Source organism: Novosphingobium kalidii (genome assembly GCF_040534015.1).
Classification (GTDB): domain Bacteria; phylum Pseudomonadota; class Alphaproteobacteria; order Sphingomonadales; family Sphingomonadaceae; genus Novosphingobium; species Novosphingobium kalidii.
The window spans coordinates 1-26,417 of record NZ_JBEWLY010000017.1 but is presented as its reverse complement, the minus strand read 5'-3'; the positions used below and the strand labels follow the sequence as shown (position 1 = coordinate 26,417).

Genomic DNA, 26,417 nt, shown 5'->3' with positions numbered 1-26,417 from the left:
GCTATCACCGGCTCGTATTGCCTAAAGGTTGATACAGGGGGGAGGGCGAGCGAGGTCCCATGCAGGGTCAAGCGTCTGACCGGCGGAACAATGGCCGGTCTGATGCCTTCTCAGAGGCGCTAGACAGCGAGATTACCAAGGAAGACAGCCATGCTAGATCGTGAGATCCCCGATGTGACGCTCAAGACGCGGGTGCGTGATGAAAGTGTCGGCGGCGACAATCCGTTTCGGTGGCAAGATCTTAATGTACGGGATGAATTTGCAGGCAAGAAGATCGTAGTGTTCTCCCTGCCAGGCGCTTTTACGCCGACTTGTTCCAACGAGCAGTGCCCGGCCTTTGAGCGTTACTACGACGAATTCCGCGAGGCGGGCGTCGATGAGGTCTATTGCGTTGCCGTGAACGACGCTTTCGTGATGTACCAATGGGGCCAGAAACTGGGATTGGAGAAGATCAAGCTTCTGCCCGATGGTTCCGCCACGTTCACCCGCCGCATGGGCATGCTGATTAACAAGGATCACCTCGGCTTTGGTCAGCGCTCCTGGCGTTACGCCATGATCGTGGACGACAATGAGATTACCGCATGGTTCGAGGAGCCCGGTATTAATGACTGCGGCGCCGACGACGATCCCTACGGCGCCAGCGCGCCGGAGAAGGTTCTCGAGATGTTGCGGACGGACCAAGGTTGAAGAGTCCGGATCCGGAGCCGGGCGGCGGTCGTCCGGAGCCGGTTGCGAGGCGGGCGCCCCTGCTCATAACGGCAGAGCTTCCCCCTGACGTGCTGGCCTGGGCCGATGCGATGCGCCGGGCGCACTATCCTCCCGATCGCAATCGGCTAAAGGCTCACGTGACGCTGTTTCATGCGCTACCGCCGTCTGTCGAAGAAGAGCTTCGGGAGTGCCTGGCGCAGCTCGCTGGGGCTCCCCCGCCCCCCGCGCGCATCACCGGGCTGATGAAGCTTGGAGGGGGCACGGCACTGGAAGTCGATAGTCCCACGCTCGTCGCGCTACACGGCGCCATCGCCGACCGCATGCACGGTCTGCTGACGCACCACGACGCGCTGCCGCTGAAGCTTCACGTTACGATCCAGAACAAGGTCACCAGTCAGGCCGCGCGGGCGTTACAGGCGGAGCTCGGCCCGACGCTGGAGCATCGCGCGTTTCGCTTTTACGGCTTCGGCCTCTATGCATACGAGGAAGGTCTGTGGCGGCCGATCCGGACGTTTCCCTTCCGGGGATGAAAAAGGTGAACTCTGCGATTGACCGAACCTAATCCTGCCCCTAAGGGACGCGGCCTGCACAGAGATGCAGTGGCCTCGCCCAAGCGGCGGGTAGGATGGCGGAGTAGCTCAGCCGGTTAGAGCAGCGGAATCATAATCCGCGTGTCGGGGGTTCGAGTCCCTCCTCCGCTACCATTCTGTTGAAGCGTTTTCCTTGAATTGAAGCTGGAAGCACTCAACGTGTATCCAGCTGGAGCATTTCGCCCGACATATGGTCGGCATCGCTCCCCGTGAGGCCCTGATGAAACGATGGCCCGAGGCGTGGTAGGTTTCGCGGGCCCTGCATTTAGACGGGCGGCTATCCACATGGAGCACTCGAAAAGCTGCCTGTCAGCTTAAGCCCGGTTGCGGGCACGCGCGGTGCTGGCGATCCTCATTCTCATTCGCCGCGTTTCTCACTCGCCTCTTTGGCGTTGAACTAACTCGGTACTGGTCAACGGTCATGTTGGCAGCAGATGTCCTTCTCGGGGGAGCCTACACGGTTGTGATGTTCCTTTGGCTTGGCTGCCAAATCGTCCGCAGGCTGGCTAAACGGCAACCGATCGTGGAAGTTGAGGGCCGACGTGGGGGCGGTTAGCTCGGCAGCAGACGCCCCACGAGTGGCCGAAGATGTTGCCACATTATCGCCCTGATCGAGCTGTTAATACGACCGCTCAGCTGCAGGCAGAACTCGAATGCCATTGCCCGACGCGCCGCCTGCTATAGAGCTTCCGCACGTAGCGGATGAGTTCGAGGCTGCCGCAGACGCAAAGTCCAGAAGGGCACTTAGCATCGTCCGGCCTTCCTGTGCCGCTGGGAAGGTCGGTGAAATCATCGTTTGCGCCGCAGACCCTGAACGGAATCGCCTGCAAGCGCTGCCTGACAGTCGTCCAGAAGGGCTGCCGAGGGCCGAGGCTCGACTGAGCGAGAACGCCACTATCGACCTCCATACCGAGTATGCTCAAATCTCTGGAGTGCCGAGCAATCGTGCGATGGTTGGCGTTAAGGTTGGCTTCTAACTCAGCTGCACAGTCCTCGACTAAATGGCCGCTTTTCATCCACGAGCCGGCAGCCGTCACACGTTCCACGCTGCATTCTGGATAACAACCCGATAGCCGTCAGGGTCTTCAAAGGTCCGCCCGTGCTGATCCCAATAAGGATTGAATGACGGAACGGCTGGGAAGCCCGCAGCCTCCATCCGATCCACTGCTGCCTGCCATTCCTCGTGGTCAGGCAGGTAGAAAATCAGGAGGTTGTCCTGAGTCGGCGCACGCCCTGCAGGGTGGCCGTGCGCTGTCGTAAACTCAAAGTGATAAGGCGCACCCTCACGCCCAAGCATGAGGCCGTCGAAGCCGCTATGATCCGCGAACTGATGCAGGACTTCAAGGCCAAGCCCGTCTCGGTAGAAGGGAAGCAGACCCTTGATGTCGACCGTGGGGCGGGCAACTCTGAGCGTTGGAACAGCGGCCATAGCGGAAGATTACGCCTTAATCCTTTGGCTTGAGTGTCACCCAGACATCGACCGGAGCGGAGAATTTGCCGGGGGCGGGCTTGCCCACGTCGATCCGCTCTGCAGTTACGAGTTCGCCAGATTCGAGGTTGAAGCTTGCCCATGGCTTGGGCATGCGGCCGAACGTCATCTTCTGGATGGGCCGGCCGGTGACGGTGTTCATGATGGTTGCGATGATGCTCATCGCGCGCCGGTAGCGACGGCGCCGCCGATCTGTCCAGCGCTGCACCGCCACAATCGACAGCTGGTTGCGTTAGCTCTCCTGCTCGAAACCGGCTCTGGTATTCGCGGCTCTGCCGCGTAAGGACACGATGATGCCTGTGGAGATCAGCAACATGCCCGCCGCATGATAGCCGTGCAGGTCTTCGCCAAGGATTGGCGCGGCCAGTATCGCGCCCAGCAGGGGTTGAAGGCTGATCATGTGGCCGGCAGACGCTGCGCCGATCTCCGCAACCGCGCGGTTGAAGAGGTAATAGGCGACAGTCGATGGAAGTATCGCGACGTACGCGATCGCGAGGACAACCTCATGCGAGAAGCGGGGCGGGCTTACCGTCCACTCCCATGCGGCAAAAGGGAACATGACCACCGCGCCGATCAGGAACGTGGCAGCCAGGAAGCTGGTGCCTCTGACGGGTGGACGGGTGCGCAGTAAAGCGGTGTAAAGCGACCACGCGAGGACCGCGGTGAGAATGAGAGCATCGCCCAATCCGAAGTGTAAAGCCAGCAATGCGCGGGGATCGGCACGGAAGATGATGGTGACAACGCCAACTGCGCTCAGCGCAACGCCGTAAATTGCAGCGGCTCGCGCATTGGTGCCGAACAGCACACGATCGAAGATCAGGACAAACGCGGGGATACCGGCCTGTATCAGCAAGCCATTGGTGGCGGTCGTGTACTGGAGGCCTGAGTAGAGGAGGGTGTTGAAGGCGCCGACGCCGACCAGTCCCAGGAGCAGTATGGGCCTCCAGTGTGCGCGGATGACCGGCTTGTCCACCACGAGTCCCCGAGCGGCAAAGGGCATCAGCACGCACGTGGCCCCAAGCCAGCGGCAGAAGGCGAGCGAGTAGGGTCCGATTTGTTCGTGAACTGCCCGCGCCACGATCGAATTGCCTGCCCACAGCGTCATGACCAGCACAAGCGTCGCATAGACCGTCCAGCGACTGCGTTCTCCGGTGAGCATGAAGTGCTGTACTCGCAAAAGTAGTAAGAGGTCGTCGCGACAAGTTTTGAGCCGTCTAGGAGTGGAGGCGGTCACTTGGAAGAGGTGACCGCGTCGAAGCTGGCATCCCGCCATCCGGCTTCACTGCTTGCGTCCCGGGTTCCTTCGATCGCGCAGCGTGCGGGCAACTGTCCGGATCAATTGTGTCCTCGTCACGGTTCGGGGTTGCCTCTCTGACAAGGAGCGTGAAGAACGATCCTGCGTTTTGAGCACGTGCGCACGTTCGCCGTAGGCAGCCCCGGCGGCAAGGAGACGATTTGTTGTTGTTGGTTTTGCTGGCCTTCTTGCCATTTTTCGGTGCCGCGTGCCTGCTGGCTCAGCGAAACGGAGAGAGAAACTGGCAGACGGGAATTGCTCTCACGTCTACGCTGACCGCTCTCGCGCTACTGCTGATGCTGGCTCCCACGGTGCTGGATGGAGCCGTAAGCGTCTTCCGGGTCGCATGGGTTCCTTCACTGGGTCTTGATTTCAGTCTTCGTCTAGATGGTCTCGCTCTGCTGTTTGCAGGGCTGATCCTCGGCATCGGCGCGCTGATCATCGTTTATGCGCGGTTCTACATGCCGGCCGACGAGCCCATAGGGTATTTTCTGGCTCTCTTGCTGCTTTTCCAGGGGGCCATGCTGGGAATCGCGCTTTCCGGCAACGTACTGTTGCTGTTGATCTTCTGGGAGCTGACGAGCCTCTCGTCTTTCCTGTTGATCGGCTACAGCAACCACAAGGCCGAAGGGCGGCAGGGCGCGCGGATGGCCCTTGCGATTACGGGCGGCGGAGGCGTGGCCCTGATCGGTGGACTGCTGTTGCTGGGGCAGATAGCCGGCTCGTATGAGCTTGCCGACATTCTTGCCAGCGGCGACGCCATTCGCGCGTCAGAGCTTTATCCCGTTGCGCTTGTCCTCATTCTGCTCGGCTGCTTCACCAAGTCTGCGCAGTTCCCGTTTCACTTCTGGCTCCCTCACGCCATGGCTGCGCCCACGCCAGTCAGCGCGTATCTGCATTCGGCCACCATGGTGAAGGCAGGCGTATTCCTTCTGGCCCGACTGTGGCCGGCTCTTTCGGGCACGGAGCTGTGGTTTTATTTGGTGACCACCACCGGTCTCATCACGGCGGTGATCGGCGCTGTGATCGCGCTGTTCCGGTACGACCTCAAGGCGATCCTCGCTTACTCCACGATCAGCCATCTGGGGCTGCTGACGATGCTGTTCGGCTTTGGCACCCCCGCAGCCGTGATGGTAGGCGTCTTCCATCTGCTCAATCACGCGATCTTCAAGGCAGCGCTGTTCATGAACGCGGGGATTGTCGACCATGAGGCGGGGACGCGTGACGTCCGCTTGCTGGGCGGACTGGCGGGGTTGATGCCGATCACCGCGACCGTCGGGATCATCGCTGCCGCCTCAATGGGGGGGCTGCCCCCGTTTGGCGGCTTTCTTTCGAAAGAGATGATGCTGGAAGAGGCGGCGCATACCGCCTGGGGCGGCTGGTTTTGGGCGGTTCCGCTGGTCGCACTACTCGCCGCTACATTCTCTATGGCCTATTCGTTCCGCTACATCTTCCACGTTTATCTAGGGTCTCGCCGAGATAGCTGTCCGGCGAAGCCACACGATCCTTCGTTCGGCATGTGGGCTCCCTCTGCGCTGCTGGTTGCGCTCACCGTGCTGGTGGGGCTGTTTCCAACCACGCTGACGGCCCGATTTATCGCTCCTGCCGTGGCTGCAGCGACAGGAATGTCGGCGCCAGTGTTCCACCCGAAGCTCTGGCATGGGCTGACACCCGCCCTAGTCATGAGCATCGTCGCGATCCTCGGCGGCGCTTTCGCTCTGTGGCGGCATGGCTGGCTTCAGCGGATTTGGGATGCAATCGGTCTGCCGGAGGCGAAGCGATTGTTCGACCAGGGGATCGAACTGTTCGTGGAGAGCACCCGCAAGCTTTCCGGCTTCGTTCACAATGGGTCGTTGCAGCGGCAGCTTGCTTGGCTATTCCTCGTTTCGGTCGTACTCGGCATCGAGGCGATCCGGATTGGGGGCTACGCACCTGGCGCCAGGGAAACCATTCCCGCGCCTCCTGTGGCAGTGGTGGCTTGGGTCCTGCTGCTGGCGGGCGTCGCCGCAGTCGTGAAGGCACAGCGGCAGCGGTACCTCACGCTCATTTACATCAGCGTGATCGGCCTCGTCGTGTCGCTCGCGTTCATCTACCTGTCCGCACCCGATCTCGCACTTACTCAGATCTCGGTCGAGGTCATGACCATCCTGCTGCTGCTGCTCGCTCTTAATCTGCTGCCGAAAACTCCGCGCCGCATCTCCAGCAACGCCCGACGGCTGCGCGACGGACTGCTCGGGATTGCAGGCGGCGGAGCTGCGGGATGGGTAGCCTGGGCGGTGATGACCCGCCCCCCCAATGACCCCATCTCCTCGTATCATTGGGAGCGCAGCTACGCGGCCGGCGGCGGTACGAACGTCGTCAACGTGACACTGGTCGACTTCCGCGCCTTCGACACCTTCGGCGAGATTACCGTACTTGGAATTGCCGCTCTCACGATCTTTGCGCTGCTGCAGCCAGCCACCCGCGGCCCTTCCGGCCAGCGCTTGCGGCAGTGGATCGCGGTAATGCCGCACTCTCCTGAGCGGCATCCCATGATGTTCGCAGTGGCGGCACGACTGTTGCTGCCCTTGGCCATGATGGTCGGCCTCTACATCTTCTTGCGCGGACACAACATGCCGGGAGGCGGCTTCATCGCCGGGCTCGTGATATCGATCGCGCTGCTCATGCAGTACATGGCGTCAGGCTTTGAGTGGGCAGACAATCGCCGTCGTATTGACGAGCATCCGGTGATCGGCCTGGGCGTCATCATCGCGGCGCTGACGGGGCTTGGCTCGCTGGCGTTTGGCGCACCCCTGTTTTCCAGCGCTTATGGGTACTTCACCCTCCCCTTGATCGGGAAGTTCGAGCTGACCACCGCCATGCTCTTCGACATAGGCGTGGCGATGACGGTGTTCGGGGCAGTGATGCTGGCGCTTGCGGAACTCAGTCACATCGCTCAGCGAGCCCATAAGGAGGGTCCCTGCGACGATAGCCCGATGGACATCGACCCCGCGCGTATGCTGGAGGGCGGGCGATGAGCATCGAGTTTCTTGTCGCAAGCGCCATCGGCGCGCTGACCGCGGCGGGCATTTACTTGTGCTTGCGCGCACGGACGTTCCCGGTCGTGCTCGGTTTGGCCATGTTGTCCTATGCGATCAACTTGTTCCTCTTCGCCATGGGGCGGCTTCTGGTCGACCGTCCACCTCTCTACGCGAAGGATGTGGTGGAACATACGGACCCCCTGCCGCAGGCACTGGTGCTGACGGCCATTGTTATCTCGTTCGGAATGACGGCCCTGGCGGTGGTGCTCTCCCTGCGAACTTTCCTTGAGACCGGCACCGATCAGGTCGATGGGATTCCCGACGAGGACACGAAGCGGAAGGCTGCGGATCGGAAATGACAGCGCTCATCGCCGCTCCATTGCTGCTGCCGGCCTTTGCCGCGACTGCAGCGCTCTTGTTTCGCCGCCGCCGCCGGTTGATCGGCGCGGGAATTTCGATCTTTGCTACCGCGCTCCTGTTGCTGGCCGACATCGCTCTAATAATGCAGGCGATGCGAGGTGAGATCATCGCGTACGATCTGGGCGGCTGGCCCGCTCCGTACGGCATCGTACTGGTGCTCGACCGTCTTGCAGCCCTGATGCTGGTGCTCACAGCGGTGCTGGCGCTGGCAGTGATCGTGCATGCCGTTCTGACCGGGCTCGATCGTAAGGGCTGGCACTTCCATCCATTGTTCCACTTCCAGTTGCTGGGAGTGAATGGCGCGTTCCTTACAGGCGACTTGTTCAACCTCTTCGTGTTCTTCGAGGTGCTGCTGATCGCGTCCTACGGCCTGCTGCTGCACGGGCAGGGCGCACGAAGGCTGACAGCCGGCGTGCAGTATGTGGTGGTTAACCTTGTCGGCTCCATTATTTTCCTGATTGCTCTGGGACTGCTCTACGGCGTCACGGGCACGCTCAACATGGCCGATGTGCTGGTGCGCGGGGCAGACTTGCCGGCGGGCGATCAAGGGTTGTTTCGGGCAGCGGGGTTGCTTCTTCTGGTGGTTTTCGGGCTCAAGGCGGCGTTGCTACCGCTCCACCTCTGGCTGCCGCGTGCTTATGCGGGGGCAGCGCCCGCGGTGGCTGCCCTGTTCGCGATCATGACCAAAGTGGGCGCTTATGCGATCGTTCGCACAGGCCCGCTGGTCATCGGCGTACAGGCTGGCGACTATGTGCTCCCTGCCGCACTGGCCACAATGCTGCTGGGCTTTGCGGGCATGCTTGCTGCGCGAGGATTGCGCTCCATGGCGGCGTTCGCACTGATCGGATCGACGGCGACGTTGCTCGCGGCCGTCGCATTGTTCGAACCAGGAGCGCTGGCAGCGGGGCTCTACTACCTTCCGCACACGACCCTTTCCGCAGCGCTTCTGTTCTTGCTGACCGACCTTGTGATCCGCTGGCGCTGCGTGGAGGGCGACGCCATGGTTCCGACGCCCACCTACTCTGGCCGGGTTGGGCTGGGGGCCCTGTTCCTGGCAGCAGGCGTCGCCTTGGCGGGGTTGCCTCCACTCTCAGGATTCATCGGCAAGCTGCTGATCCTGGATGCTGCGCTGACGTCATCTTGGGCGGTCGCGATCTGGGCTCTCGTTCTGGGAACCAGCTTTATCGCCGTGATTGCGCTCTCCCGCGCGGGCAGTACGCTTTTCTGGAAGCAGGATAGCACTCCGGCGACGGCGGGACGCGGCGAGCCGGCACCCCTTTGGGAATCTGCCCCGTCGCTGTTTCTTGTCGCTGCGCTGGTTGCGCTGACTGTCGGCGCAGGGCCGATCACGGCGTACATGGAGGCCACGAGCCGCCAGGTCTTCGATACCAATGCCTATGTGCATGCCGTCCTCGGGTCCGAGGTGGAGGACTAGGATGCGGCGTCTACTTCCCCATCCCGGCCTGAGCCTGCTGCTTCTGATCATCTGGATGCTGATGCTGAACGCCTTCAGCTTTGGCTGGCTTGTGCTGGGTGTCGGTCTTGCGATATTCGTCCCTCTTTTTACCGCGCCGTTCTGGCCGGACCGGCCGTTGATGCGGTGGGGCTTTCCATTGCTGGCCTACATCGGGCTTGTGATCGGCGATATCGTCGTCGCCAACTTCCATGTCGCGCGCCTGATACTGTTCCGCCGCAATCGTGACATGCGGACATGCTGGCTCGTGCTGCCGCTGGAGTTGCACTCAGCCGAAGCCATCACCGTGCTGGCCGCCACGATCAGCCTGACGCCAGGCACAGTCTCCACCGACATCTCAAACGACGGGCGATATCTGCTCGTCCATGCGTTGGACACCGACGATGCTCAGGCGGAAGTAGAGAAGATGAAGGCCCGCTACGAGCGGCGGCTGCTGGAGATCTTTCGATGATAACTGCGGCTCTCTACGTCACGCTGGGCTGCATCACGCTGGCCGTACTGCTCAACCTTTACCGTCTGTTCTGCGGACCAACGGCCCCAGACCGCATTCTGGCTCTAGATACCATGCTGATCAACACGATTGCCTTCATCATCGTTTTCGGGGTGCTGGAAGAAAGTAGCGTCTATTTCGAAGCCGCTTTGCTGCTGGCGATGGTCGGCTTCGTCGGAACAGTGGCCTACACCAAGTTCCTCTTGCGTGGAGACATCGTGGAATGAGCGCGGTTTCAACAGCTCTGGACGTGCTGATCGCCGCTCTTCTGGTATTGGGCGGCGCCTTTGCACTGATTGGCAGTTGGGGCCTGAACCGCCTGCCATCGCTGATGAGTCGCCTGCATGGGCCGACGAAGGCAACGACCCTTGGCGTCGGAAGCTGCCTGATCGCATCGATGACCTACTTCCCGGTTCATGGCCTGCCCTGGACGGCTCACGAATTACTGATCGCGCTCTTCCTGTTCATCACGGCGCCAATCTCAGCTAACATGATCGCCAAGACATACATCCACGGATTGCACACCGGCCAGTCGGAACTCGCGCAGGTCGAAGACATCAAGCCGCCTTCGCCTCCCAATGGCTCGGAGTGGGCGACATTCGGCATATCGGAAAAGAGCTCCGATCTCGATCAGGACTGACGTATGTGCTCCGGACGGTTTGCCGGCTGAGCAAGGTGACGGTTGCGGAAAGACAAGACGGATGACGCTGCCTCCTCTAGACATCATCCCTGCCCGAGTGGCGGCGCTCTCGGACTATGAGATGCTTGCGCGTGAGCGTATGACGGAGGAGGTTTGGGCCTACTTTGCAGGCGGTGCCGGCGACGAATGGACATTGCGGGAAAACGTCGCCGCCTTCTCGCGTTTGCCCCTGCAGTCGCGAGCCTTGCGCGACCTGTCGAGCGGGCACACGCGCACGACATTGTTCGGAAGCGAACTCGCGGCGCCTATCCTGCTCGCCCCGGTCGCGTTCCAGCGTCTCGCTCATCCAGATGGAGAACTTGCAACCGTATTGGCTGCAGGGGCGCTAGAAACTGGCCTGGTGGTCAGCACGCAAGCGAGCGTCACGCTGGAGGAGATCGCGCAGTGCGCAACTGCCCCACTGTGGTTTCAGCTCTACGTTCAGCCGGATCGGGCGTTCACCGCTCAACTTGTAAAAAGAGCCGAGCAGGCAGGCTATCGTGCGATCGTCGTCACGGTCGATGCTCCCGTGAACGGCGTGCGCAATCGGGAGCAACGCGCAGGATTTGCATTGCCGCCGGGCGTGGAAGCGATCAACTTGAAGGGGATGCAGGGCTTGCCGCCGCCACAGCCCGGCGCCTTGCTGTTTGGTACGCCTTTGGCGGACTCGGCGGCGGTGTGGCGCGATTTGGAATGGCTGCGTGATCAGACTCGGCTGCCGATCGTCCTGAAGGGTATCGTGGACCCCGAGGATGCCCGCCGTGCCGTTGTTGCGGGGATAGACGGGATCATCGTTTCCAATCACGGCGGTCGTGCGCTGGACGGGGTTCCCGCCGCCATCGACTTGCTGCCTGCCGTTTGCCAAACTGTAGGGGACAGTATTCCCGTATTGATGGATGGTGGGGTGCGTCGCGGTATCGACGTTCTTCGCGCTCTTGCGCTTGGCGCGAAAGCGGTGTTGCTAGGTCGACCTTACGTCTTTGCCTTGGCAACCGCGGGCGCTCTTGGCGTAGCGCATGCGTTACGCATTCTGCGTGCCGAGTTCGAGCTGGCGATGGCGCTGACCGGGTGCACCGAGGTGTCTGCGATAGATAGTTCGGTCTTGGCGACCCGGCGCTAAGTGGAGGCAAGGCGGCAGCCGGGAACCCGCGCTCTCGCGATTCGTTTCTCGGTAGAATGAGACTGCTCACGCGTATCGGCGGGCAGGGCACTTCTGAAACAACCGCTCGGGGCTGCGGCTAAGCCATGCGACCCACATTTCACGCGCAGTTGGTCAACGGTCGCTTCGGTGATGCGGCCATCTTCGTCGAGCGGCTGCATGCTCGTGCGGCGCTGTTGTTCGATCTGGGCGACCTGGCAGCCTTAAGCAGTCGCGATCTCCTGCGCATTGAAACGGTTCTTGTGTCGCACATGCACATGGATCACTTCATCGGCTTCGATAGCTTGTTGCGTGTGAACGTAGGTCGGTCGAAGACGATCAGACTTGTGGGGCCGCCCGGAGTCATTGCCTGCATCGGTCACAAGTTATGCGGCTACACCTGGGATCTCGCGGGCCGACATGCCGAAGCATTGGTGTTCCACGTCTATGAAGTGAGTGAAGGCTTGTTGCGCGAAGCCCGCTTTCACTTAGCCACCAGGTTTGCACGTGAGGATCTCGGTGAACGTACACTGAGAGACGATCTGGTGCTGGAGGCCAATGACTTCATCGTGCGCGCAGCCTTGCTGGAGCATCATGGGCATAGCCTTGGCTTTGCGGTGTCTGAACCGATCCACGTCAACGTCTGGCGCAATCGCGTGGAGGAGGCGGGATTGCCTGTCGGGCCTTGGCTGAAGGGTCTGAAGAAGGCTGTGCGCGATGACCTTCCTGATCAATGGCCGGTGCTACTTCCCGACGGTGCGACGAACCCGCTCGGTGAACTGCGCGACTTGGTAAGCGTGGAGCCAGGCCAGACACTCGGCTACGTGACGGACGTGCGAGACACGGCGGACAACCGCCAGGCGATCGCCAAGCTCTGCGCGGGTGCGGACACCTTGTTCATCGACGCTTCCTTCGCGGCAGCGGACGCGGAACTCGCAGCCGCTCGAGCGCATCTGACCACGCGCGCTGCCGGCGAAATAGCGCGCCTGGCTGGCGCTCGGCGGGTCGAGCCGTTCCATTTCTCCCCCCGTTACCAAGGCCAGGAAGCCGAATTGCTAGCTGAGGTTCGTGAGGCGTTCTGTCCCGAGGTTAGCTGAGCCTACCTGCAGCAAAGACTGTGCTCAGGTCGGTGGTCGGTGACGCATCAGGCCTTCCTGAGCCATGCTGGCGATCAAACGCCCCGATTGGTCGTAGACCGAGCCTCGACAGAAGCCGCGCGCTTTGCCCGACCATGGGCTCTCCATGGCATAGAGCAGCCATTCGCCGAGAGGTGGATCGTCGTGGAACCAGATCGCGTGGTCCAGGCTTGCGCCCTGGATGGCCGGCGAGAACCACTGGATTCCGTGGGGCAGGAGGGCGGTCGAGACAAACGCGAAGTCGCTCGCATAGGCCAGAGTAATCCGGGCAAGCTCGGGCCCGAGGACGGGATCCAGGCGGAACCATGAATGCTGGCTGGGCATCCCCAGCGGCCCGTTCCCCTGGGAGTCTGGCTGACCGGCGCGCATGTCGAAGGCCTTGAGCAGGGCTGCCAAGGACGCCGGCAGTTCGGCGCGGAGTTCGGAAAGGATGCGGGTTATCGGCATCGCGTGATCAGGGCCGGGCACCGCCGGCATTCTGGCTGTATGCGAAAGCCCTTCTTCCTGACGGTGGAATGAGGCCGCGAGGTTCAGGATCGGCTTGCCATCCTGGAGGGCGACGACCCGGCGGTTGGCGAAGCTCCCCCCGTCGAAGTCGCGGATGACGCGGTAGATGATGGGCCGGGCATTGTTGCCAGCCCGCAGAAAGTATGCGTGGAGAGAATGCGCGACTCGCTCCGGTCCGACACTACCAGAGGCGGCGGCAAGTGCCTGCGCGATCACTTGTCCGCCGAACACCCGACCCTGCAGCTGCGGGCTTGAGATGCCCCTGTACAAATCGGTGTCGAGTTCCTCCACCACCAGAAGGCGCTTGAGTTGGGCAAGCGCGTTCACCTCATCAGTCATGAGGGAGCTCCGATGGGTTCGTCTGGGGGTGAGGGTGCTTCGCCAGCCAAGCCTTGGCCTGGGACTCGATCGTGCGCAGCTCTTCAAGAGTCTGCTCGATCGCGGTGCGCTGCCGACGAAGATCCTTCATGCGTTTGCCGATTTTGACGACCAACTGGCTGACTTGCGCATGATGTTCAGGGTCGACATCATAAAGGTCGAGGAACTCCTTGATTTCACGTATGCTAAAGCCGAGCTTTTTACCACGGAGGATCAGTTGCATCCGCCCGATCTCGCGGCGTGAGTAGATGCGCATGGTGCCGACCCGCTGCGGCGCGATCAGATCCTTATCCTCGTAAAACCGCAAGGTTCGCATGGTAACGCCAAGCGACTTCGCAGCTTCCTGAATGCCCAGCAGTTCGCTGGCGTCTTCCGTTGCCGCGGGCGCTGTTTCCACGGTCACGAGGGATCCCCGGCCTTGGAGCGGCGCTCAGCTTCCTCAGCCACCAGTTCCTTCTTCGAAAGCTTGCCGACCATTGTCTTAGGCAGGCTCGGACGAAATTCGATTTCGGAAGGCATCTCGATCTTGCTGATGCGATCACGCAGGAATTCCCGGAGTTCCTCCTCGCTGACGATACCTCCGGGATGCAGGGCAACAAAAGCCTTGGGAGACTGGCCGCGATAAGGATCCGGAATGCCGATCACCACCGCTTCGGCGACGGCTGGATGCTCGTATAGAGCGTCTTCGATCGTGCGTGGATAGACGTTGTATCCGCTGCACAGGATCAGGTCCTTGATCCGATCGACGAGGAACAGGTAGCCGTCCTCATCAAGGTAGCCGACGTCGCCCGTCCGCAGGGCCCCGTAGATGAAGACGTCCTCAGTCTCCTTGGGCCGGTTCCAATAACCGGCCATGACCTGCGGACCGCGAGCGCAGACTTCGCCACGTTCGCCCTGCTTCATCACCTTGTGGACATCTTCGCGATCGCGAATCTCAATGACCGTACCGGGGAACGCGGGACCGCATGAGTTGTCTTTCACCACTCCCTCAAGCGGGTTGCAGGTGATGATAGGGCTCGCTTCTGAAAGGCCGTAGCCTTCAACTACGCGCACGCCAGTCTTGGCTTCAAATTTCTGGCGCACTTCCAGAGGCAACGGCGCTCCGCCCGAGATGCAGACGCGCACCTGCTCGAACTCGCCGTGCAACTCCACCCCGTTCAGCGCCGTGTAGAGGGTGGGAACACCGAAGAACTGCGTGGGCTTCGTCCGCTTTGCTGTCTCGAGAAATGTTTTCATCTCGAAGCGGGGCAGCAGGATCATCTCGGCGGCTGTCTCGACCGAGTAGTTGAGCACGGTGGTCAGGGCAAACACATGGAACATCGGGAGCACGCCCAAAGTTCGTTCCTGCTGATCCGGCATGTGCCCGACATGGGCGATCATCTGAGCTGAATTCGCTGCCAGATTGGCGTGGGTCAGCATCGCCCCTTTCGGCACACCTGTCGTCCCGCCGGTATATTGCAGGACCGCGAGGTCGTGGGGATTGCGCTCGACGGGGTCTGGGTCGGCGTCGCGGGCAGTCAGCACGCTAAAGCGCACGAAGCGTACATCGTGTGGCTCGTGCGCAATATCTTTGCGCTTGAACACGCGATACGCGTTTCGCTTCAGCGTCGGCAGAACATCGGCAATCGGACAGACAACGACCCGCTCCAAAGCGGTCTTGCCAATCAGCGGCTCGATCTTCGGAAGCGACAAGGCGAGATCCGAAGCGATCATCACGCTCACTCCGGAGTCAGTGACCTGATGCTCCAGTTCCCGCTCGGTGTAGAGCGGGTTGAAGTTCACCACCACCCCGCCGATCCGCAGAACCGAGAAGTAGCAGATGACGTAATAGGGGGTATTGGGCAGGCAAAGCCCGACACGCGTGCCCGGCCGTACCCCAAGGTCTTGCAACCCTCTTGCCGCGCGGCGGGAAAGATCGCCGATTTCGGTGTAGGTCCATTTCCGGCCCATGAAGTCGACAGCCGGCCACCCGCCATGCCGCTCGACCGCGTGGTCGAGCAGGTCTGTCAGCAGCCGCGGCGCGAACGCCGGCATAGTGTCGGGAGGCGTCGAGGTCTCTGCCGGCCCGCCGGTGCCGGCGTTTCGCTCCGCGGCCCCCATCAGAACGCCACCCGTGCGCCGAGGGAGAGCACCAGTGCCGAGGCGTTCTGAAGCTCGCCGTTCACCAGGATGGGCGTCTGCGCGGCAGTGCCCGCGTAAGCCGCAGTCCTGCGATCGATGGCCGCATCCTTGAAGTCGATGTAGCTGGCGGCCGCATCGATGGTGAAGCGGTTACCCATGGCGTAGCTTGTGCCCGCTGAGAAATTCCACCGATCTGCGTCGGGGACCCGGGCGTCCCGCTCCCCGTCACGCGTGGGGGTCTTGCCGTGCTGAACGCCAGCTCGGACCGTCCACTGCGGGGACATTTCATAGTCGGCGCCGAACGCATAAGTCCAGATGCTCTTGTAGTTCTCGGGAATGGCCGTGTTCAACGGCGCGCCGAGACGGATCGCATCGAACTCACTCCAGCCGACGCGAACAACTTGTCCATTCAGGGTGAGCTGCGGAGTCGCCTTGAAGCGAATGCTGCCGATTGCCTGCCAAGGCGTGCGGAAAGTGGCGTTGGTCTCGATCTCACGGTTCTGTGCTGCCAGTGGACCCAGCAGCCCTGTGGTCTCAATAGACCCATCGAGCTTGTGCTTGATGCTCGACTTGTATGCCAGACCCAAGGCGATTGGCCCCGTGTGATACTGTGCGCCGGCCGACCAGCCCACGTCCCAGCCAGTACCCGAGAGCTTCTGGTAACCGTCCGGGAGTGCAGGAGAGAGGTTGGGGAGATAGTTGCTGAGCGTAGCGTCCGCATACTCGATGTTGAGGCCGGCACCGACGCTGATCTCCGGCGTCACCGCGAAGGCGACGCTTGGCTGAATGTCGAAAGTGCGAAGCTTGGTCTTGTCCGCAGTGTAGCGCGCCCAGCTGTCGGCTTCATAATCGGTGGTAAAGTTGAACGGCGCACTGAGCGCAAGGCCAACCGCGACCCGCCCAAATCCGTACGCAACGCCGCCTGATGGCACCACACCATTGTTGATCGGGTTCTTCGCAAGTGGGTCACCGCCGATAGGGGCAGGGGCTGAGCCCGGACGCACGATTACGGTGCCTTGATCCACCACGTCACCATCCGGGATGATGGCGCTGGCCCTCACCGAAGCCTCACCGCCCTGCATCCGTGCGATAGAGGCGGGATTCCACCAAAGAGAGTCCACGCCGGTGTCCGCAGCCTCGCCGGAGAAAGCGCGACCTTGGCCACGTACCGACTGTTCCTGAAGGTAGAAGCCCTGTGCGCTGGCCGATCCCGCCGCACCTAACGATATCGCCGCGGTCGCGGCTCCGATCAAGATCCGAGCCTTGCTGGTGTTCATGTCCACTCTCCTGCAAAATTCTTTGTTGTTGATGTAGAAACGCCGACCAGCCTCAACGGATGCGCGTCCACGTCTGGGTTTTGCACAAGGGCCACACGATGCAGCCCTTGAGCTTGAGGGTATTGGCCCCAGCAGGCGTGATCGTCGCCTTATAAGTGCCGCCATCCTCGGGGTTGTAGATCGATCCACCGCTCCACTGCTTGGCGTCACCTTTGAACCCGCTGAGGATCTGCATGTTCTTTAAGGGGCGGCTTCGTTTCGAAGCGTCCTTGTTGTTGAGATCGCGAAGCTCGGGATCGGCCCGGATGTTGTCGGAATCCACAAGGCGCCCGCAGACAGACTCGCCGCAGCGGGTAATCTCAACGTGGCCGTTCTTCGAGGGAGTTCGCCAGTGGCCCAGCACCGAATCCGGTCCGGCTGCCACGGCGGGCGTTCCGACGAACGCCGCTGCAACTAATGCCAGCGTCGTTGGTATAGTGATTCTCATGCCTTTCCCTTCGCTCTCCTAGTGGCCGGCCGCGCCTCCTCTTTCCCGAGGAATCCGCCCATGAAGGCCAGCATGGGAATCGGTTTAGCGCAAAATATGCTTGACGTATAGGGAAAGCTGCGCACCTTTAGAGTGAGAGGTTCAAGCGCGGGACTCGCGCTTTCGCCATCAATGGCAACGCCGCTGGAGAGAGTGCATGCAAAGTGTCGTAATCGCGGGTTACGCCCGTTCCCCGTTCCATCTTGCGAACAAGGGCGCGCTCGCCCGAGTTCGTCCTGACGACCTCACCGCGCAGGTTATTCGTGGCCTGATCCAGAGGACTGGCGTCGAGGTTGCAGACATCGAGGACGTAATCGTCGGGTGTGCCTTTCCGGAGGGCGAGCAGGGCCTGAATATGGCGCGGCTTATCGCGCTACTGGCTGATCTGCCGCTCAGTGTCGGTGGGATGACCGTGAACCGGTTTTGCGGATCGTCGATGAGCGCGGTCCAGATCGCGATGGGGCAGATCGCAATCGGTGCGGGTGAAGCGTTCATCTGTGCTGGCGTCGAGTCCATGACTCGCGTGCCGATGATGGGCTTCAACCCGCTACCGAACCCTGAGCTCGCGAAAAAAAGCAGCGCCTACATGTCGATGGGTGAGACTGCGGAGAATGTCGCGACCAAGTACCAGATCGGCCGGGATGAGCAGGAGGCATTCGCAGTCGAGAGTCAGAAGCGCGCCGCCGCTGCGCGCGATAATGGCAAGTTCGCTGACGAGATCGTGCCGATCCAAACCAAGGCAGGTGTGGTTAGCGAAGATGGCGCAATTCGTGCAGAAACCACGGCCGAAGCTCTTGCAGGTCTGAAGCCCGCTTTTGACGCGCAGGGCTCCGTTACGGCAGGCACTTCTTCCCCCGTTACCGACGGCGCTGCGGCCGTGCTCGTGACGACAGAGGAGTATGCCAAGACCCATGGGCTTCCGATTCTGGCGCGCATCAAGTCTGTGAGCATTTCCGGCTGCGCGCCTGAAACCATGGGACTTGGCCCCATTCTCTCCAGCCAGAAGGCGCTGGAGCGCGCTGGCATCGAGGTAAAGGATCTCAGCGTAGTCGAACTCAACGAAGCGTTCGCCAGCCAGGCGCTCGCCTGCATGGGCGACCTAGGCCTGGACCCGGCCAGGACCAACATCGATGGCGGCGCGATCGCGCTGGGTCATCCGCTCGGCGCCACAGGCGCGCGGATCGTCGGCAAAGCGGCCTCGCTGTTGAAGCGGGAGGGCGGCAAGTACGCGCTCGCTACCCAGTGCATTGGCGGCGGGCAGGGCATCGCCACTGTATTGGAGGCGGTTGACTGATGACAGACACTATCAAGAAAGTCTGCGTGATCGGCGCCGGCACCATGGGCGCCGGCATCGCTGCCCAGGTCGCTAACGCCGGCGTTCCAGTGCTGCTGCTCGACATCGTCCCCAAGGAAGGTGGCCGCAACGCCATTGCCGAGAGTGCAGTGGCGAAGATGCTCAAGACGGACCCTGCGCCGTTCATGAGCACTCGCGCAGCGAATCTGGTCGAGACCGGCAACATCGAGGATCACCTCGACAAGATCGCCGAGTGCGACTGGGTGATCGAAGCGGTTATTGAGCGGCTCGACATCAAACAGAACCTTTATGCCCGGATCGAGGCGGTGAAGCGGGCAGGTACGGCGGTTTCGTCAAACACCTCGACGATCCCGCTTGCCAATTTGGTGGAGGGACGCTCGGAGGGTTTCAAGCGAGACTTCCTCATCACCCACTTTTTCAATCCACCGCGCTACATGCGTCTGCTCGAGATCGTTGCTGGGCCCGAGAGCGATCCTGGGGTGGTCGGCAAAGTTCAGGCGTTCGCTGACATTGCGCTGGGTAAGACCGTCGTGCGGGCCAAGGACACACCTGGTTTTATTGCGAACCGGATTGGCACCTACTGGATCCAGTTGGGTATCAACAACGCGATCGATCTCGGCCTGACGGTCGAGCAGGCTGATGCTGTAGCCGGTGCGCCCATGGGCGTTCCCAAGACCGGCATCTTCGGTCTTGTCGATCTGGTTGGCATCGACCTGATGCCGCACCTCAAGGCGAGCCTCACCAGCACACTGCCCAAGAACGATCCCTACCAGGCGATCGCGCGCGACATCCCGCTGATCGAGAAGATGATCAGCGAGGGCTACACCGGCCGCAAGGGCAAGGGCGGCTTCTACCGCATGAATCGCGAGAAAGGTAAGCAGCTCGAGGCGGTCGACCTTCAGACGGGCGAGTACCGGCCGAAAGCCAAGGCCTATGCTCCCGCAGGTCCAGCCGGCAAGGGCGACTTGCGCGCCTTGGCAGAGACCAAAGGCAAGCTCGGTGACTATGCGTGGGCCGTGCTTTCGGGAACGCTGGCCTATGCCGCAGCTCTGGTGCCTGAAGGCGCCGATGACGTGGTGGCCATCGATGATGCGATGAAGCTTGGCTACAACTGGAAGGCTGGGCCGTTCGAGATGATCGACAAGCTCGGCGCCAAGTACCTCGTCGATCGCCTCGAGGCCGAGGGGAAGGCTGTTCCGGAAGTCCTGCGTACCGCTGGTGATCGAACTTTCTACCGCATCGAAAGCGGCAAGCGCCAGTTCCTTGGACTTGACGGCGAGTACCACGATGTCGTGCGGGCAGAGGGCGTACTGCGCTTGGCGGATCTCAAACTCAGCTCCAAACCGCTGCTCAAGAACGCTTCTGCGGCGCTCTGGGATGTGGGCGATGGCGTCGTTTGCCTCGAGTTTACCGGCAAGATGAATGCTCTCGACGGCGAGGTCATGAAACTGATCGGGCAGGCCATCCCGCTGGTCGCGCAGAACTACAAGGCTCTTGTCGTCTACAACGATGCCGACAGCTTCTCCGCGGGCGCCAACCTTGGCCTGGCCGTCTTCGCAGTGAACATCGCTGCGTGGAGCGAGATCGAGAAGCTCGTTGCGGGCGGGCAGATGGCCTACAAGGCGCTCAAGTACGCGCCGTTCCCGGTGGTCAGTGCGCCGGCCGGGCTGGCGGTCGGGGGAGGGTGCGAAATTTTGCTGCACTCTGACGCAATCCAGGCTCACGCCGAGCTCTACACAGGTCTGGTCGAATGTGGCGTCGGCCTGATCCCGGGCTGGGGCGGCAATGGTGAGATGCTCGACCGCTGGCGCAAGGCACCAGGTATGCCGAACGGCCCGATGCCTGCGGTCGCAAAGGTGTTCGAGATGGTCTCGACCGCGACCGTGTCGAAGTCCGCCCAGCAGGCGAAGGAGCTGATGTTCCTACGTCCTGAGGACGGCATCACCATGAACCGCGACCGTCTGCTCTTCGACGCTAAGCAGAAGGCGCTGGCGCTTGCGGACGGTTACCAGCCTCCCGAGCCGCCGACCTTTCGCCTTCCGGGTGAGAGCGGGCGCGTCGGGCTCAATATGGCGGCCGAGGGCTTCCGCAAGCGAGGCATGGCCACCGACTATGACATGGTGGTCTCGGACTCACTGGCAACTGTGCTTTCGGGTGGTGACTTCGACTATGTCGACACTGTTACCGAGGCGGACCTGCTCACGCTGGAACGTCAGCAATTCATGCAGCGCGTACGCGACAAACGCACGATCGCGCGGGTCGAGCACATGCTCGAAACCGGAAAGCCGCTGCGCAACTGATCGCATGAGGGCGCGCGTGACGCGCCCTCCAGGAGAGTGACATGCAAGTCTACGAAGCACCCCTTCGCGACATGAAGTTCGTGCTCCACGAACTTCACAATGACGACGGCTTCGGTGATCTCGAAGCCCTTGAAGAATTTACGCCGGACCTCGTCGACGCCATTCTGGAAGAGTCGGCCAAAGTCGCGCAAGATATCCTCCTGCCGCTCAACCGCATCGGCGACGTAGAGGGCTGCACACTTGAGGACGGAGTGGTTCGCACGCCCGAGGGTTTCAAGCGGGCCTACACGATGTTCCGCGAAGGTGGCTGGTGCGCGCTTGCCTCCGATCCAGAGTGGGGCGGTCAGGGCTTGCCCGAGCAGGTCAACAAGATGACGGAAGAGATGATCTGCGCGGCCAACGTGTCGTTCAGTCTCTATCCCGGCCTTACCCATGGCGGCACCACCGCAATCGAGGGCCATGCCAGCGACGAGCTGAAGCAGCGCTTCCTGCCCAAAATGGTCTCGGGCGAGTGGTCGGGCACCATGTGCCTTACCGAAGCGCACTGCGGGACTGATCTTGGCTTGCTGCGCACCAAGGCGGTGCCGCAGGACGATGGCAGCTACAAGGTGACTGGCAGCAAGATCTTCATCTCCGCTGGTGAACACGATCTAACCGAAAACATCATTCATCTGGTGCTTGCGCGACTGCCGGACGCACCTGCGGGCGTTAAGGGAATCAGCCTGTTTCTCGTTCCCAAGTACCTGCCGAAGGACGACAACACGCCGGGCCCAGCGAACGGAGTTTCCGTCGCGGCTATCGAGCACAAGATGGGGCTCAAGGCATCGGCCACGTGCCAGATGAACTTTGACGACTCAGTTGGGTGGCTCGTCGGAGAGCCTAACAAGGGCATGGCCGCAATGTTCACCATGATGAACACAGAGCGGGTTTCCGTGGGCATCCAAGGGCTCGGTGTTGGCGAGGCAGCGTACCAATCGGCCGTCTACTACGCCAAAGACCGCCTCCAAGGACGCTCGCTTGCGGGCGTGAAGAACCCCGGCGGGCCTGCGGATCCGATTATCGTCCATCCCGACGTGCGCCGTATGCTGATGACGATGCGCGCCTACAACGAAGGCTGTCGCGCGATTACGGGCTGGGTGAGCCGAGCGCTTGATGCTGAAAAGCACGCCACCGATACTGAAGTGAAGCAGTGCGCGTCAGACTTCGTTGCGCTGATGACGCCGGTCGTGAAGGCGCTCTTCACCGATCTCGGCTTCGAGAGTGCGAACCTGGCGGTGCAAGTCTACGGCGGCCACGGCTATATAGCCGAGAGTGGCGTCGAGCAGTATGCGCGAGACGCTCGGATCGCAATGATCTACGAGGGCACCAACGGCATTCAGGCGCTCGATCTCGTCGGTCGCAAGCTGCCCGCCCACATGGGCCGCTACTTGCGCAGCTTCTTCCATCCAGTCTCAAATTTCATCGAGACAAACAAGGCCGATGCGAACCTCGGAAAAATGGTTGAAGGTCTGGAGAAGGCGTTCGGCGCCCTCCAGCTCTCGACTGCGACAATCGCGGAAAAGGGCATGCGTGATCCGGAGGAAGCAGCCGCAGCGGCGAACGACTACACGCGCCTGCTCGGCCTCGTGGCTATGGGCTACTGTTTCGCGAAATCGGCGTTTATCGCGCAGGATCAACTCGCCATGGGTTCCGACGAAACCGACTTCTACAAGTCGAAGATCGCCGTGGCCCGCTTCTTCTTTGACCGCATCTTGCCGCAGGCGACAGCTGCGTTTCTGGCGATCAAGTCGGGCAAGGCGTCAATGATGGCCCTCGACGACACGTTGTTCTAGATCTTGGCGGCTGGCGGTGCATCTTGCTCACGTGAGCGGATGCGCCGCTCCACCGCTTGAAATATCGCGTCCAGATCGTCGATGTCAGCATCGATCACCTCGTTCCATTCAGCCAGCACGGCTGTTAGGGCATCGTGGACTTCTGCCGACCGCGATCCTGAGGCGACAACATCTGGAATGTGAACGGGCTTGTGGGGCCAAGGGTGTCCGCTCAGGTTGTTGTAGAGCCACCCGGCCCCCGCGAGCGCCAACACGTTTACAACGATGGCGAGCAGATGGCGCCAGTCCCATGCCTCCAGACCTGTAGCACCCAGCGCATAGAGAACTGCGCAGGCGCCACCCGGAGGGTGGAGGCAGCGCGCAAGACTCATGACCCCTATGGAAAGGCCGATAGCCAAACTGGCCGCCATAAGGGGATTTCCCAGTAACTCGCCCACGAGAAGCCCGACCACCGCTGACAAGATACTTCCTCCGATCACCGGCCAAGGCTGGGCGAGGGGGCTTGCGGGCACTGCGAAGACGAGAACCGCAGAAGCGCCGGTAGGTGCGACAAGCCAAGGCAACGCAGGATCGGCAGAACCAAGGAAGGCAGCGCCAAGGATGCCGGCGACTGCTATGCCGATGGTGCCGCCCAGTGCTCCGCGTACCCAGCCCAAGTGGCCGAGGAGGGGCTGCTTCGGAATGTGGGCGACATGGTGTGCAAGGCTCGGCAAAACTGTCTCGTATCTCCGTTTGGGAGTGGCGGCCATATGGCAGCTAGTCGCTGTTTGCCAGTCCAGGCGAACACGTCATGTGCCCGCAGGCAACCGCGAATGACCGGTCGAGCTTCGCTGTCGATGATCGCTGCGTCGTCGAGCGCACCGAGGCAATGGCGGCCTTGACGCTGGCGCAAGAACTGGACTGGGCTTTTCGATCGCGATCAGAGCGCGCGCGTTGGCGGCTCGGCCGTGAGTGCCCGAATGGTTTGTGCCAGCTCGTCGCCGAGAAGCGGTTTTTTTATGATAACGGCGCCCAACTGGGATATGGCGTCGGACAGCAACTTTGGTGGGGTGCTCACGAGAACGATCACAGGTAGCTCAATGTTGAGCGCTCTCACGCGACGAAGGGTGCGAAGCGTCTCACTGCCATCCTGCCCCTGATCGATAACAAGGCACGCGTTCTTGAGGTCGGCTTGGCTAGGGACCTGCGGCAGGTCGGTGCAAACCCGAGATTCGATACCATCGATATCCAACGCGAAACGAATGGCAGTTTGAAGACTTTGGTCCTCTATCAGCAACAGGGCCACCAAAGCTCGCATTTGGCCCGTTACTCCTTTGGTAGTGCGCTCGACGTGTCGTAAGCCGCTGCCTCTATTCAGCCGGAGAGAATACTTGGGAGATAATCCTAGGGGGAATATCGGAGGTGACAGGGTCGGCAGACTGGGCTTAACCTTACCGTTTGCTCGCGTGGCTCTCGGCGAGCGTTTCAGCATGACGGCGATCCAGGCGAGCGCATGGGGGCTGCTGGCGGTCGCTACCGGGCTGGCTCTTCGGCTCGCGCTGAGTCCGCTGCTAATGCACCGAGCCACATTCATCTTTTATGTGCCGGGCGTCGTTCTCGCAGCAGGGCTTGGCGGCTTCAGGTCGGCAATTTTCGTTTCGGTCACCGCTTGTTTGGCGGGTCTATGGGCGGATGCCTCCGCAGGAGATCTGATCCTGGGCGACTTTGTTGCCGCAAGTGTCTTTATCGCAATGGGGCTAGCAGTTGCGATGGGCGGGGGGTGGCTCCATCGGGCACGCATGCGCGAAGCCGAAGTCACCAGAGAACTCGCCCAGCGTGAGGCCCATCTTAGTTCAGTTTTGCGTACCATTCCGGATGCCATGATCGTGATCGACGAAGGTGGTGCGATCCGGGACTTTAGTGCGGCGGCAGAGGAGCAGTTCGGCTGGAAAGCGGAAGAAGTCGTTGGACGAGATGTTCACATCCTCATGCCTCCTCCCTACCGCGAGGTGATCGCCGACTTCTTCGCCCAGTACCGTCGAACAGGGCAACGGCAAGTGATCAGCAATGAGCGGGTCCTGGAGGGTGAACGGAAGGACGGCTCTACGTTTCCCATGGAACTCTCCGTGGGGGAAATGAACCTTGCAGGAGGACGCTTCTTTACCGCCTTCGTGCGCGATCTCACCGAGCGACAACGAGTGGAGATACGTCTGCAGGAGCTGCAAAGTGAGTTGGTGCATGTCTCACGTCTTACTGCACTCGGCGAAATGGCATCAGCGCTCGCGCACGAGCTCAATCAGCCGCTCAGCGCGATCGGCAACTATCTCATGGGAAGCAAGACCTTGCTCCGTCGCGAGGACGTGCCACTCGATCGCGTCCGGGAAGCAGTCGAAAAATCTGGCCAGGAGGCGCTGAGGGCTGGCGAAATTATCCGCCGACTGCGTGATTTTGTTTCGCGCGGCGAAACCGAACGGCGGCTGGAGAGCCTGCCCAAGCTGCTCGAGGAGGCGAGCGCACTGGCATTAATCGGAACGAAGGATTTGGGAGTGAGGGTGCGGTACGACCTCAAGCCGGAGGTGGATGTCGTCGTAGTCGATAAAGTCCAGATCCAGCAGGTAATCTTAAACCTCGTTCGAAACGCCGTAGACGCTATGACCGACAGTAAACGCCGGGAGCTGACTATAACAGTCGATGAGGAAGGCTCCGGAATGGCGCTGATTGCCATAGCCGATACCGGCCCCGGAATTGATCCCGAGGTGCGTCAGCAGTTATTCCGCCCATTCGTGACGACGAAACGGACCGGGATGGGTGTTGGCCTCTCTATCTGCCGGACGATCATTGAAGCGCACGGAGGGCGCATCTGGGCAGAGGACCGGGAGGACGCAGGGGCAACCATGAAGTTCACTATACCTTTGGTCGGAAGTGAGGAGTTCCACGATGGCGAATGAGTCGCCGGCGACCGACGCGGTGGTCCACATCATCGACGACGACGACGCAGCACGCGATGCGCTGGCTTTCCTACTGGACTGCCATGGCCTCACCACGCGAACGTACCCTTCAGCCGTTCAGTTCCTGAAGGCTGTTGGAAGCTTAGAGCGCGGCTGCATTATCACGGACGTCCGCATGCCCGAAATCAGCGGCGTCGAGCTGGTAGAGCGGCTCAAGGCGTTGGGCGTGACAAGCCCCATCATCGTCATCACCGGGCATGCTGATGTTCCGATGGCCATTCAGGCCCTCCGCGCCGGCGTTACCAACTTCATCGAAAAGCCGTTTAGCGACGAGGTCATTCTCGAGGCGATCGCGGGTGCAATTGCTGCCGAGCAGGGGCGGGGCGAACTCGAAGGTGAGCGCAAACGGATCAGAGAACGTCTGTCGACCTTATCCCTTCGAGAGCAGCAAGTGATGGACGGGCTGGTGGACGGCAAAGCTAACAAGGTCATCGCCTATGACCTGGGAATCAGCGCCCGAACAGTTGAGGTCTATCGAGCCAACGTCATGACGAAGCTTGGTGCTCGAACCCTCTCAGAACTGGTGAGAATGGTGATGATCGCTCGGCTTGCCTGATCTGAGAGCTGAAGGTTCAGCTGCGCCCGGCTTATCGAGATGCCGAGCCGCCGGAGGCCATCTTTTGTGGTGTGAACTTTTTTTGAAAAAGGGTTTGACCGACTCGTTGGTGGTCCATATATGCCGTTTCACCGGACGGGGACGCTGCTTCAGCGGTTTGTCGGACGGTCGCCAACATAG

General features: G+C 61.3%; 25 protein-coding genes and 1 tRNA gene. 16 read left to right on the top strand and 10 right to left on the bottom strand.

Going from position 1 to position 26,417, the window contains the following annotated elements; translation table 11 throughout:
• The first annotated feature begins 150 nt into the window (after nt 1–150).
• The 3 genes from ABVV53_RS10930 (at nt 151) to ABVV53_RS10920 (ending at nt 1,412) form a co-directional block, all read left to right on the top strand.
• Nucleotides 151–687: a peroxiredoxin gene (locus ABVV53_RS10930; protein WP_353984459.1), complete on the top strand. Its 537-nt coding sequence runs from the start codon at nt 151–153 to the stop codon at nt 685–687.
• Nucleotides 684–1,238: a 2'-5' RNA ligase family protein gene (locus ABVV53_RS10925; protein ID WP_353984458.1), complete on the top strand. Its 555-nt coding sequence runs from the start codon at nt 684–686 to the stop codon at nt 1,236–1,238. Before ABVV53_RS10930 ends, ABVV53_RS10925 begins: the two co-directional genes overlap by 4 nt.
• A 97-nt stretch (nt 1,239–1,335) precedes the next feature.
• Nucleotides 1,336–1,412, top strand: a tRNA-Met gene (locus ABVV53_RS10920).
• A gap of 919 nt (nt 1,413–2,331) precedes the next feature.
• Here the strand turns inward: ABVV53_RS10920 and ABVV53_RS10915 are convergent.
• The 3 genes from ABVV53_RS10915 to ABVV53_RS10905 all read right to left on the bottom strand — a co-directional run bounded on the left by ABVV53_RS10915 (nt 2,332) and on the right by ABVV53_RS10905 (nt 3,946).
• Nucleotides 2,332–2,727, bottom strand: a complete 396-nt coding sequence (locus tag ABVV53_RS10915) for a VOC family protein (RefSeq protein WP_353984457.1) — start codon at nt 2,725–2,727, stop codon at nt 2,332–2,334.
• Between the two features lie 16 nt (nt 2,728–2,743).
• A complete protein-coding gene (locus ABVV53_RS10910) occupies nt 2,744–2,950 on the bottom strand; it encodes a hypothetical protein (RefSeq protein WP_353984456.1) in 207 nt (68 codons plus the stop codon).
• Nucleotides 2,951–3,019: 69 nt separating this feature from the next.
• A complete protein-coding gene (locus ABVV53_RS10905; RefSeq protein WP_353984455.1) occupies nt 3,020–3,946 on the bottom strand; it encodes a DMT family transporter in 927 nt (308 codons plus the stop codon).
• 299 nt (nt 3,947–4,245) lie between these two features.
• Here ABVV53_RS10905 and ABVV53_RS10900 point away from each other — a divergent pair, with 299 nt between their 5' ends.
• The 8 genes from ABVV53_RS10900 (at nt 4,246) to ABVV53_RS10865 (ending at nt 12,399) form a co-directional block, all read left to right on the top strand.
• Nucleotides 4,246–7,098, top strand: coding sequence for a monovalent cation/H+ antiporter subunit A (locus ABVV53_RS10900; RefSeq protein WP_353984454.1), 2,853 nt, complete (start codon nt 4,246–4,248; stop codon nt 7,096–7,098).
• Nucleotides 7,095–7,460 (top strand): Na+/H+ antiporter subunit C, encoded by a 366-nt coding sequence (locus tag ABVV53_RS10895; protein WP_353984453.1) that lies wholly within the window; start codon nt 7,095–7,097, stop codon nt 7,458–7,460. The genes ABVV53_RS10900 and ABVV53_RS10895 overlap by 4 nt, the downstream gene beginning before the upstream one ends.
• Nucleotides 7,457–8,956, top strand: a complete 1,500-nt coding sequence (locus ABVV53_RS10890) for a monovalent cation/H+ antiporter subunit D (RefSeq protein ID WP_353984452.1) — start codon at nt 7,457–7,459, stop codon at nt 8,954–8,956. Before ABVV53_RS10895 ends, ABVV53_RS10890 begins: the two co-directional genes overlap by 4 nt.
• A gap of 1 nt (nt 8,957) precedes the next feature.
• On the top strand, nt 8,958–9,446 hold the full coding sequence (locus tag ABVV53_RS10885) for a Na+/H+ antiporter subunit E (RefSeq protein WP_353984451.1): 489 nt from the start codon (nt 8,958–8,960) through the stop codon (nt 9,444–9,446).
• Nucleotides 9,443–9,712, top strand: coding sequence for a K+/H+ antiporter subunit F (locus ABVV53_RS10880; protein ID WP_353984450.1), 270 nt, complete (start codon nt 9,443–9,445; stop codon nt 9,710–9,712). The genes ABVV53_RS10885 and ABVV53_RS10880 overlap by 4 nt, the downstream gene beginning before the upstream one ends.
• Nucleotides 9,709–10,125: a Na+/H+ antiporter subunit G gene (locus ABVV53_RS10875; RefSeq protein WP_353984449.1), complete on the top strand. Its 417-nt coding sequence runs from the start codon at nt 9,709–9,711 to the stop codon at nt 10,123–10,125. Before ABVV53_RS10880 ends, ABVV53_RS10875 begins: the two co-directional genes overlap by 4 nt.
• A gap of 61 nt (nt 10,126–10,186) precedes the next feature.
• Complete coding sequence (locus tag ABVV53_RS10870; RefSeq protein WP_353984448.1) at nt 10,187–11,284, top strand: alpha-hydroxy acid oxidase; 1,098 nt, start codon at nt 10,187–10,189, stop codon at nt 11,282–11,284.
• Between the two features lie 125 nt (nt 11,285–11,409).
• Nucleotides 11,410–12,399: an MBL fold metallo-hydrolase gene (locus ABVV53_RS10865; RefSeq protein ID WP_353984447.1), complete on the top strand. Its 990-nt coding sequence runs from the start codon at nt 11,410–11,412 to the stop codon at nt 12,397–12,399.
• A 24-nt stretch (nt 12,400–12,423) separates the two neighbouring features.
• Here the strand turns inward: ABVV53_RS10865 and ABVV53_RS10860 are convergent, their stop codons facing one another.
• The 5 genes from ABVV53_RS10860 to ABVV53_RS10840 all read right to left on the bottom strand — a co-directional run bounded on the left by ABVV53_RS10860 (nt 12,424) and on the right by ABVV53_RS10840 (nt 17,208).
• Nucleotides 12,424–13,284, bottom strand: a complete 861-nt coding sequence (locus tag ABVV53_RS10860; RefSeq protein ID WP_353984446.1) for an acyl-CoA thioesterase — start codon at nt 13,282–13,284, stop codon at nt 12,424–12,426.
• Complete coding sequence (locus ABVV53_RS10855; protein ID WP_353984445.1) at nt 13,277–13,726, bottom strand: MerR family transcriptional regulator; 450 nt, start codon at nt 13,724–13,726, stop codon at nt 13,277–13,279. Before ABVV53_RS10855 ends, ABVV53_RS10860 begins: the two co-directional genes overlap by 8 nt.
• Nucleotides 13,723–15,357: a long-chain-fatty-acid--CoA ligase gene (locus ABVV53_RS10850; protein WP_353984554.1), complete on the bottom strand. Its 1,635-nt coding sequence runs from the start codon at nt 15,355–15,357 to the stop codon at nt 13,723–13,725. The genes ABVV53_RS10855 and ABVV53_RS10850 overlap by 4 nt, the downstream gene beginning before the upstream one ends.
• A gap of 65 nt (nt 15,358–15,422) precedes the next feature.
• Nucleotides 15,423–16,721, bottom strand: a complete 1,299-nt coding sequence (locus ABVV53_RS10845; RefSeq protein WP_353984444.1) for an OmpP1/FadL family transporter — start codon at nt 16,719–16,721, stop codon at nt 15,423–15,425.
• Nucleotides 16,722–16,773: 52 nt separating this feature from the next.
• Nucleotides 16,774–17,208, bottom strand: coding sequence for a DUF2147 domain-containing protein (locus ABVV53_RS10840; protein WP_353984443.1), 435 nt, complete (start codon nt 17,206–17,208; stop codon nt 16,774–16,776).
• 196 nt (nt 17,209–17,404) lie between these two features.
• On the opposite strand from ABVV53_RS10840, the gene ABVV53_RS10835 reads away from it, so the two are divergent.
• The 3 genes from ABVV53_RS10835 to ABVV53_RS10825 are packed head-to-tail and all read left to right on the top strand — an operon-like array spanning nt 17,405 to nt 22,694.
• Nucleotides 17,405–18,541 carry a thiolase family protein gene (locus ABVV53_RS10835; protein WP_353984442.1) on the top strand — a complete coding sequence of 379 codons (1,137 nt, stop codon included), beginning with the start codon at nt 17,405–17,407 and terminating at the stop codon, nt 18,539–18,541.
• The gene (locus tag ABVV53_RS10830; RefSeq protein WP_353984441.1) at nt 18,541–20,862 is read left to right on the top strand and encodes a 3-hydroxyacyl-CoA dehydrogenase/enoyl-CoA hydratase family protein; all 2,322 of its coding nucleotides are present in this window, start codon (nt 18,541–18,543) and stop codon (nt 20,860–20,862) included. Before ABVV53_RS10835 ends, ABVV53_RS10830 begins: the two co-directional genes overlap by 1 nt.
• Nucleotides 20,863–20,903: 41 nt before the next feature.
• Nucleotides 20,904–22,694, top strand: a complete 1,791-nt coding sequence (locus tag ABVV53_RS10825) for an acyl-CoA dehydrogenase C-terminal domain-containing protein (RefSeq protein WP_353984440.1) — start codon at nt 20,904–20,906, stop codon at nt 22,692–22,694.
• Here the strand turns inward: ABVV53_RS10825 and ABVV53_RS10820 are convergent.
• Together ABVV53_RS10820 and ABVV53_RS10815 are read right to left on the bottom strand one after the other, a co-directional pair.
• Nucleotides 22,691–23,407, bottom strand: a complete 717-nt coding sequence (locus ABVV53_RS10820; protein WP_353984439.1) for an HPP family protein — start codon at nt 23,405–23,407, stop codon at nt 22,691–22,693. The genes ABVV53_RS10825 and ABVV53_RS10820 overlap by 4 nt on opposite strands.
• 206 nt (nt 23,408–23,613) lie before the next feature.
• A complete protein-coding gene (locus ABVV53_RS10815) occupies nt 23,614–23,979 on the bottom strand; it encodes a DNA-binding transcriptional response regulator (RefSeq protein WP_353984438.1) in 366 nt (121 codons plus the stop codon).
• A 493-nt stretch (nt 23,980–24,472) separates the two neighbouring features.
• On the opposite strand from ABVV53_RS10815, the gene ABVV53_RS10810 reads away from it, so the two are divergent.
• Both ABVV53_RS10810 and fixJ read left to right on the top strand, forming a co-directional pair.
• The gene (locus ABVV53_RS10810) at nt 24,473–25,621 is read left to right on the top strand and encodes a sensor histidine kinase (RefSeq protein ID WP_353984437.1); all 1,149 of its coding nucleotides are present in this window, start codon (nt 24,473–24,475) and stop codon (nt 25,619–25,621) included.
• The gene (gene fixJ, locus ABVV53_RS10805) at nt 25,611–26,237 is read left to right on the top strand and encodes a response regulator FixJ (RefSeq protein WP_353984436.1); all 627 of its coding nucleotides are present in this window, start codon (nt 25,611–25,613) and stop codon (nt 26,235–26,237) included. The genes ABVV53_RS10810 and fixJ overlap by 11 nt, the downstream gene beginning before the upstream one ends.
• Nucleotides 26,238–26,417: the final 180 nt, after the last annotated feature.

What these genes read in the sequence shown, in the direction of transcription:
- ABVV53_RS10930 (WP_353984459.1), top strand. Translation starts at nt 151, where the DNA reads ATGCTAGATCGTGAGATCCCCGATGTGACGCTCAAGACGCGGGTGCGT.
- ABVV53_RS10915 (WP_353984457.1), bottom strand. Translation starts at nt 2,727, where the DNA reads ATGGCCGCTGTTCCAACGCTCAGAGTTGCCCGCCCCACGGTCGACATC.
- ABVV53_RS10910 (WP_353984456.1), bottom strand. Translation starts at nt 2,950, where the DNA reads ATGAGCATCATCGCAACCATCATGAACACCGTCACCGGCCGGCCCATC.
- ABVV53_RS10905 (WP_353984455.1), bottom strand. Translation starts at nt 3,946, where the DNA reads ATGCTCACCGGAGAACGCAGTCGCTGGACGGTCTATGCGACGCTTGTG.
- ABVV53_RS10895 (WP_353984453.1), top strand. Translation starts at nt 7,095, where the DNA reads ATGAGCATCGAGTTTCTTGTCGCAAGCGCCATCGGCGCGCTGACCGCG.
- ABVV53_RS10890 (WP_353984452.1), top strand. Translation starts at nt 7,457, where the DNA reads ATGACAGCGCTCATCGCCGCTCCATTGCTGCTGCCGGCCTTTGCCGCG.
- ABVV53_RS10885 (WP_353984451.1), top strand. Translation starts at nt 8,958, where the DNA reads ATGCGGCGTCTACTTCCCCATCCCGGCCTGAGCCTGCTGCTTCTGATC.
- ABVV53_RS10880 (WP_353984450.1), top strand. Translation starts at nt 9,443, where the DNA reads ATGATAACTGCGGCTCTCTACGTCACGCTGGGCTGCATCACGCTGGCC.
- ABVV53_RS10875 (WP_353984449.1), top strand. Translation starts at nt 9,709, where the DNA reads ATGAGCGCGGTTTCAACAGCTCTGGACGTGCTGATCGCCGCTCTTCTG.
- ABVV53_RS10870 (WP_353984448.1), top strand. Translation starts at nt 10,187, where the DNA reads ATGACGCTGCCTCCTCTAGACATCATCCCTGCCCGAGTGGCGGCGCTC.
- ABVV53_RS10865 (WP_353984447.1), top strand. Translation starts at nt 11,410, where the DNA reads ATGCGACCCACATTTCACGCGCAGTTGGTCAACGGTCGCTTCGGTGAT.
- ABVV53_RS10860 (WP_353984446.1), bottom strand. Translation starts at nt 13,284, where the DNA reads ATGACTGATGAGGTGAACGCGCTTGCCCAACTCAAGCGCCTTCTGGTG.
- ABVV53_RS10850 (WP_353984554.1), bottom strand. Translation starts at nt 15,357, where the DNA reads ATGCCGGCGTTCGCGCCGCGGCTGCTGACAGACCTGCTCGACCACGCG.
- ABVV53_RS10845 (WP_353984444.1), bottom strand. Translation starts at nt 16,721, where the DNA reads ATGAACACCAGCAAGGCTCGGATCTTGATCGGAGCCGCGACCGCGGCG.
- ABVV53_RS10840 (WP_353984443.1), bottom strand. Translation starts at nt 17,208, where the DNA reads ATGAGAATCACTATACCAACGACGCTGGCATTAGTTGCAGCGGCGTTC.
- ABVV53_RS10835 (WP_353984442.1), top strand. Translation starts at nt 17,405, where the DNA reads ATGCAAAGTGTCGTAATCGCGGGTTACGCCCGTTCCCCGTTCCATCTT.
- ABVV53_RS10830 (WP_353984441.1), top strand. Translation starts at nt 18,541, where the DNA reads ATGACAGACACTATCAAGAAAGTCTGCGTGATCGGCGCCGGCACCATG.
- ABVV53_RS10825 (WP_353984440.1), top strand. Translation starts at nt 20,904, where the DNA reads ATGCAAGTCTACGAAGCACCCCTTCGCGACATGAAGTTCGTGCTCCAC.
- ABVV53_RS10810 (WP_353984437.1), top strand. Translation starts at nt 24,473, where the DNA reads ATGCGCGAAGCCGAAGTCACCAGAGAACTCGCCCAGCGTGAGGCCCAT.
- fixJ (WP_353984436.1), top strand. Translation starts at nt 25,611, where the DNA reads ATGGCGAATGAGTCGCCGGCGACCGACGCGGTGGTCCACATCATCGAC.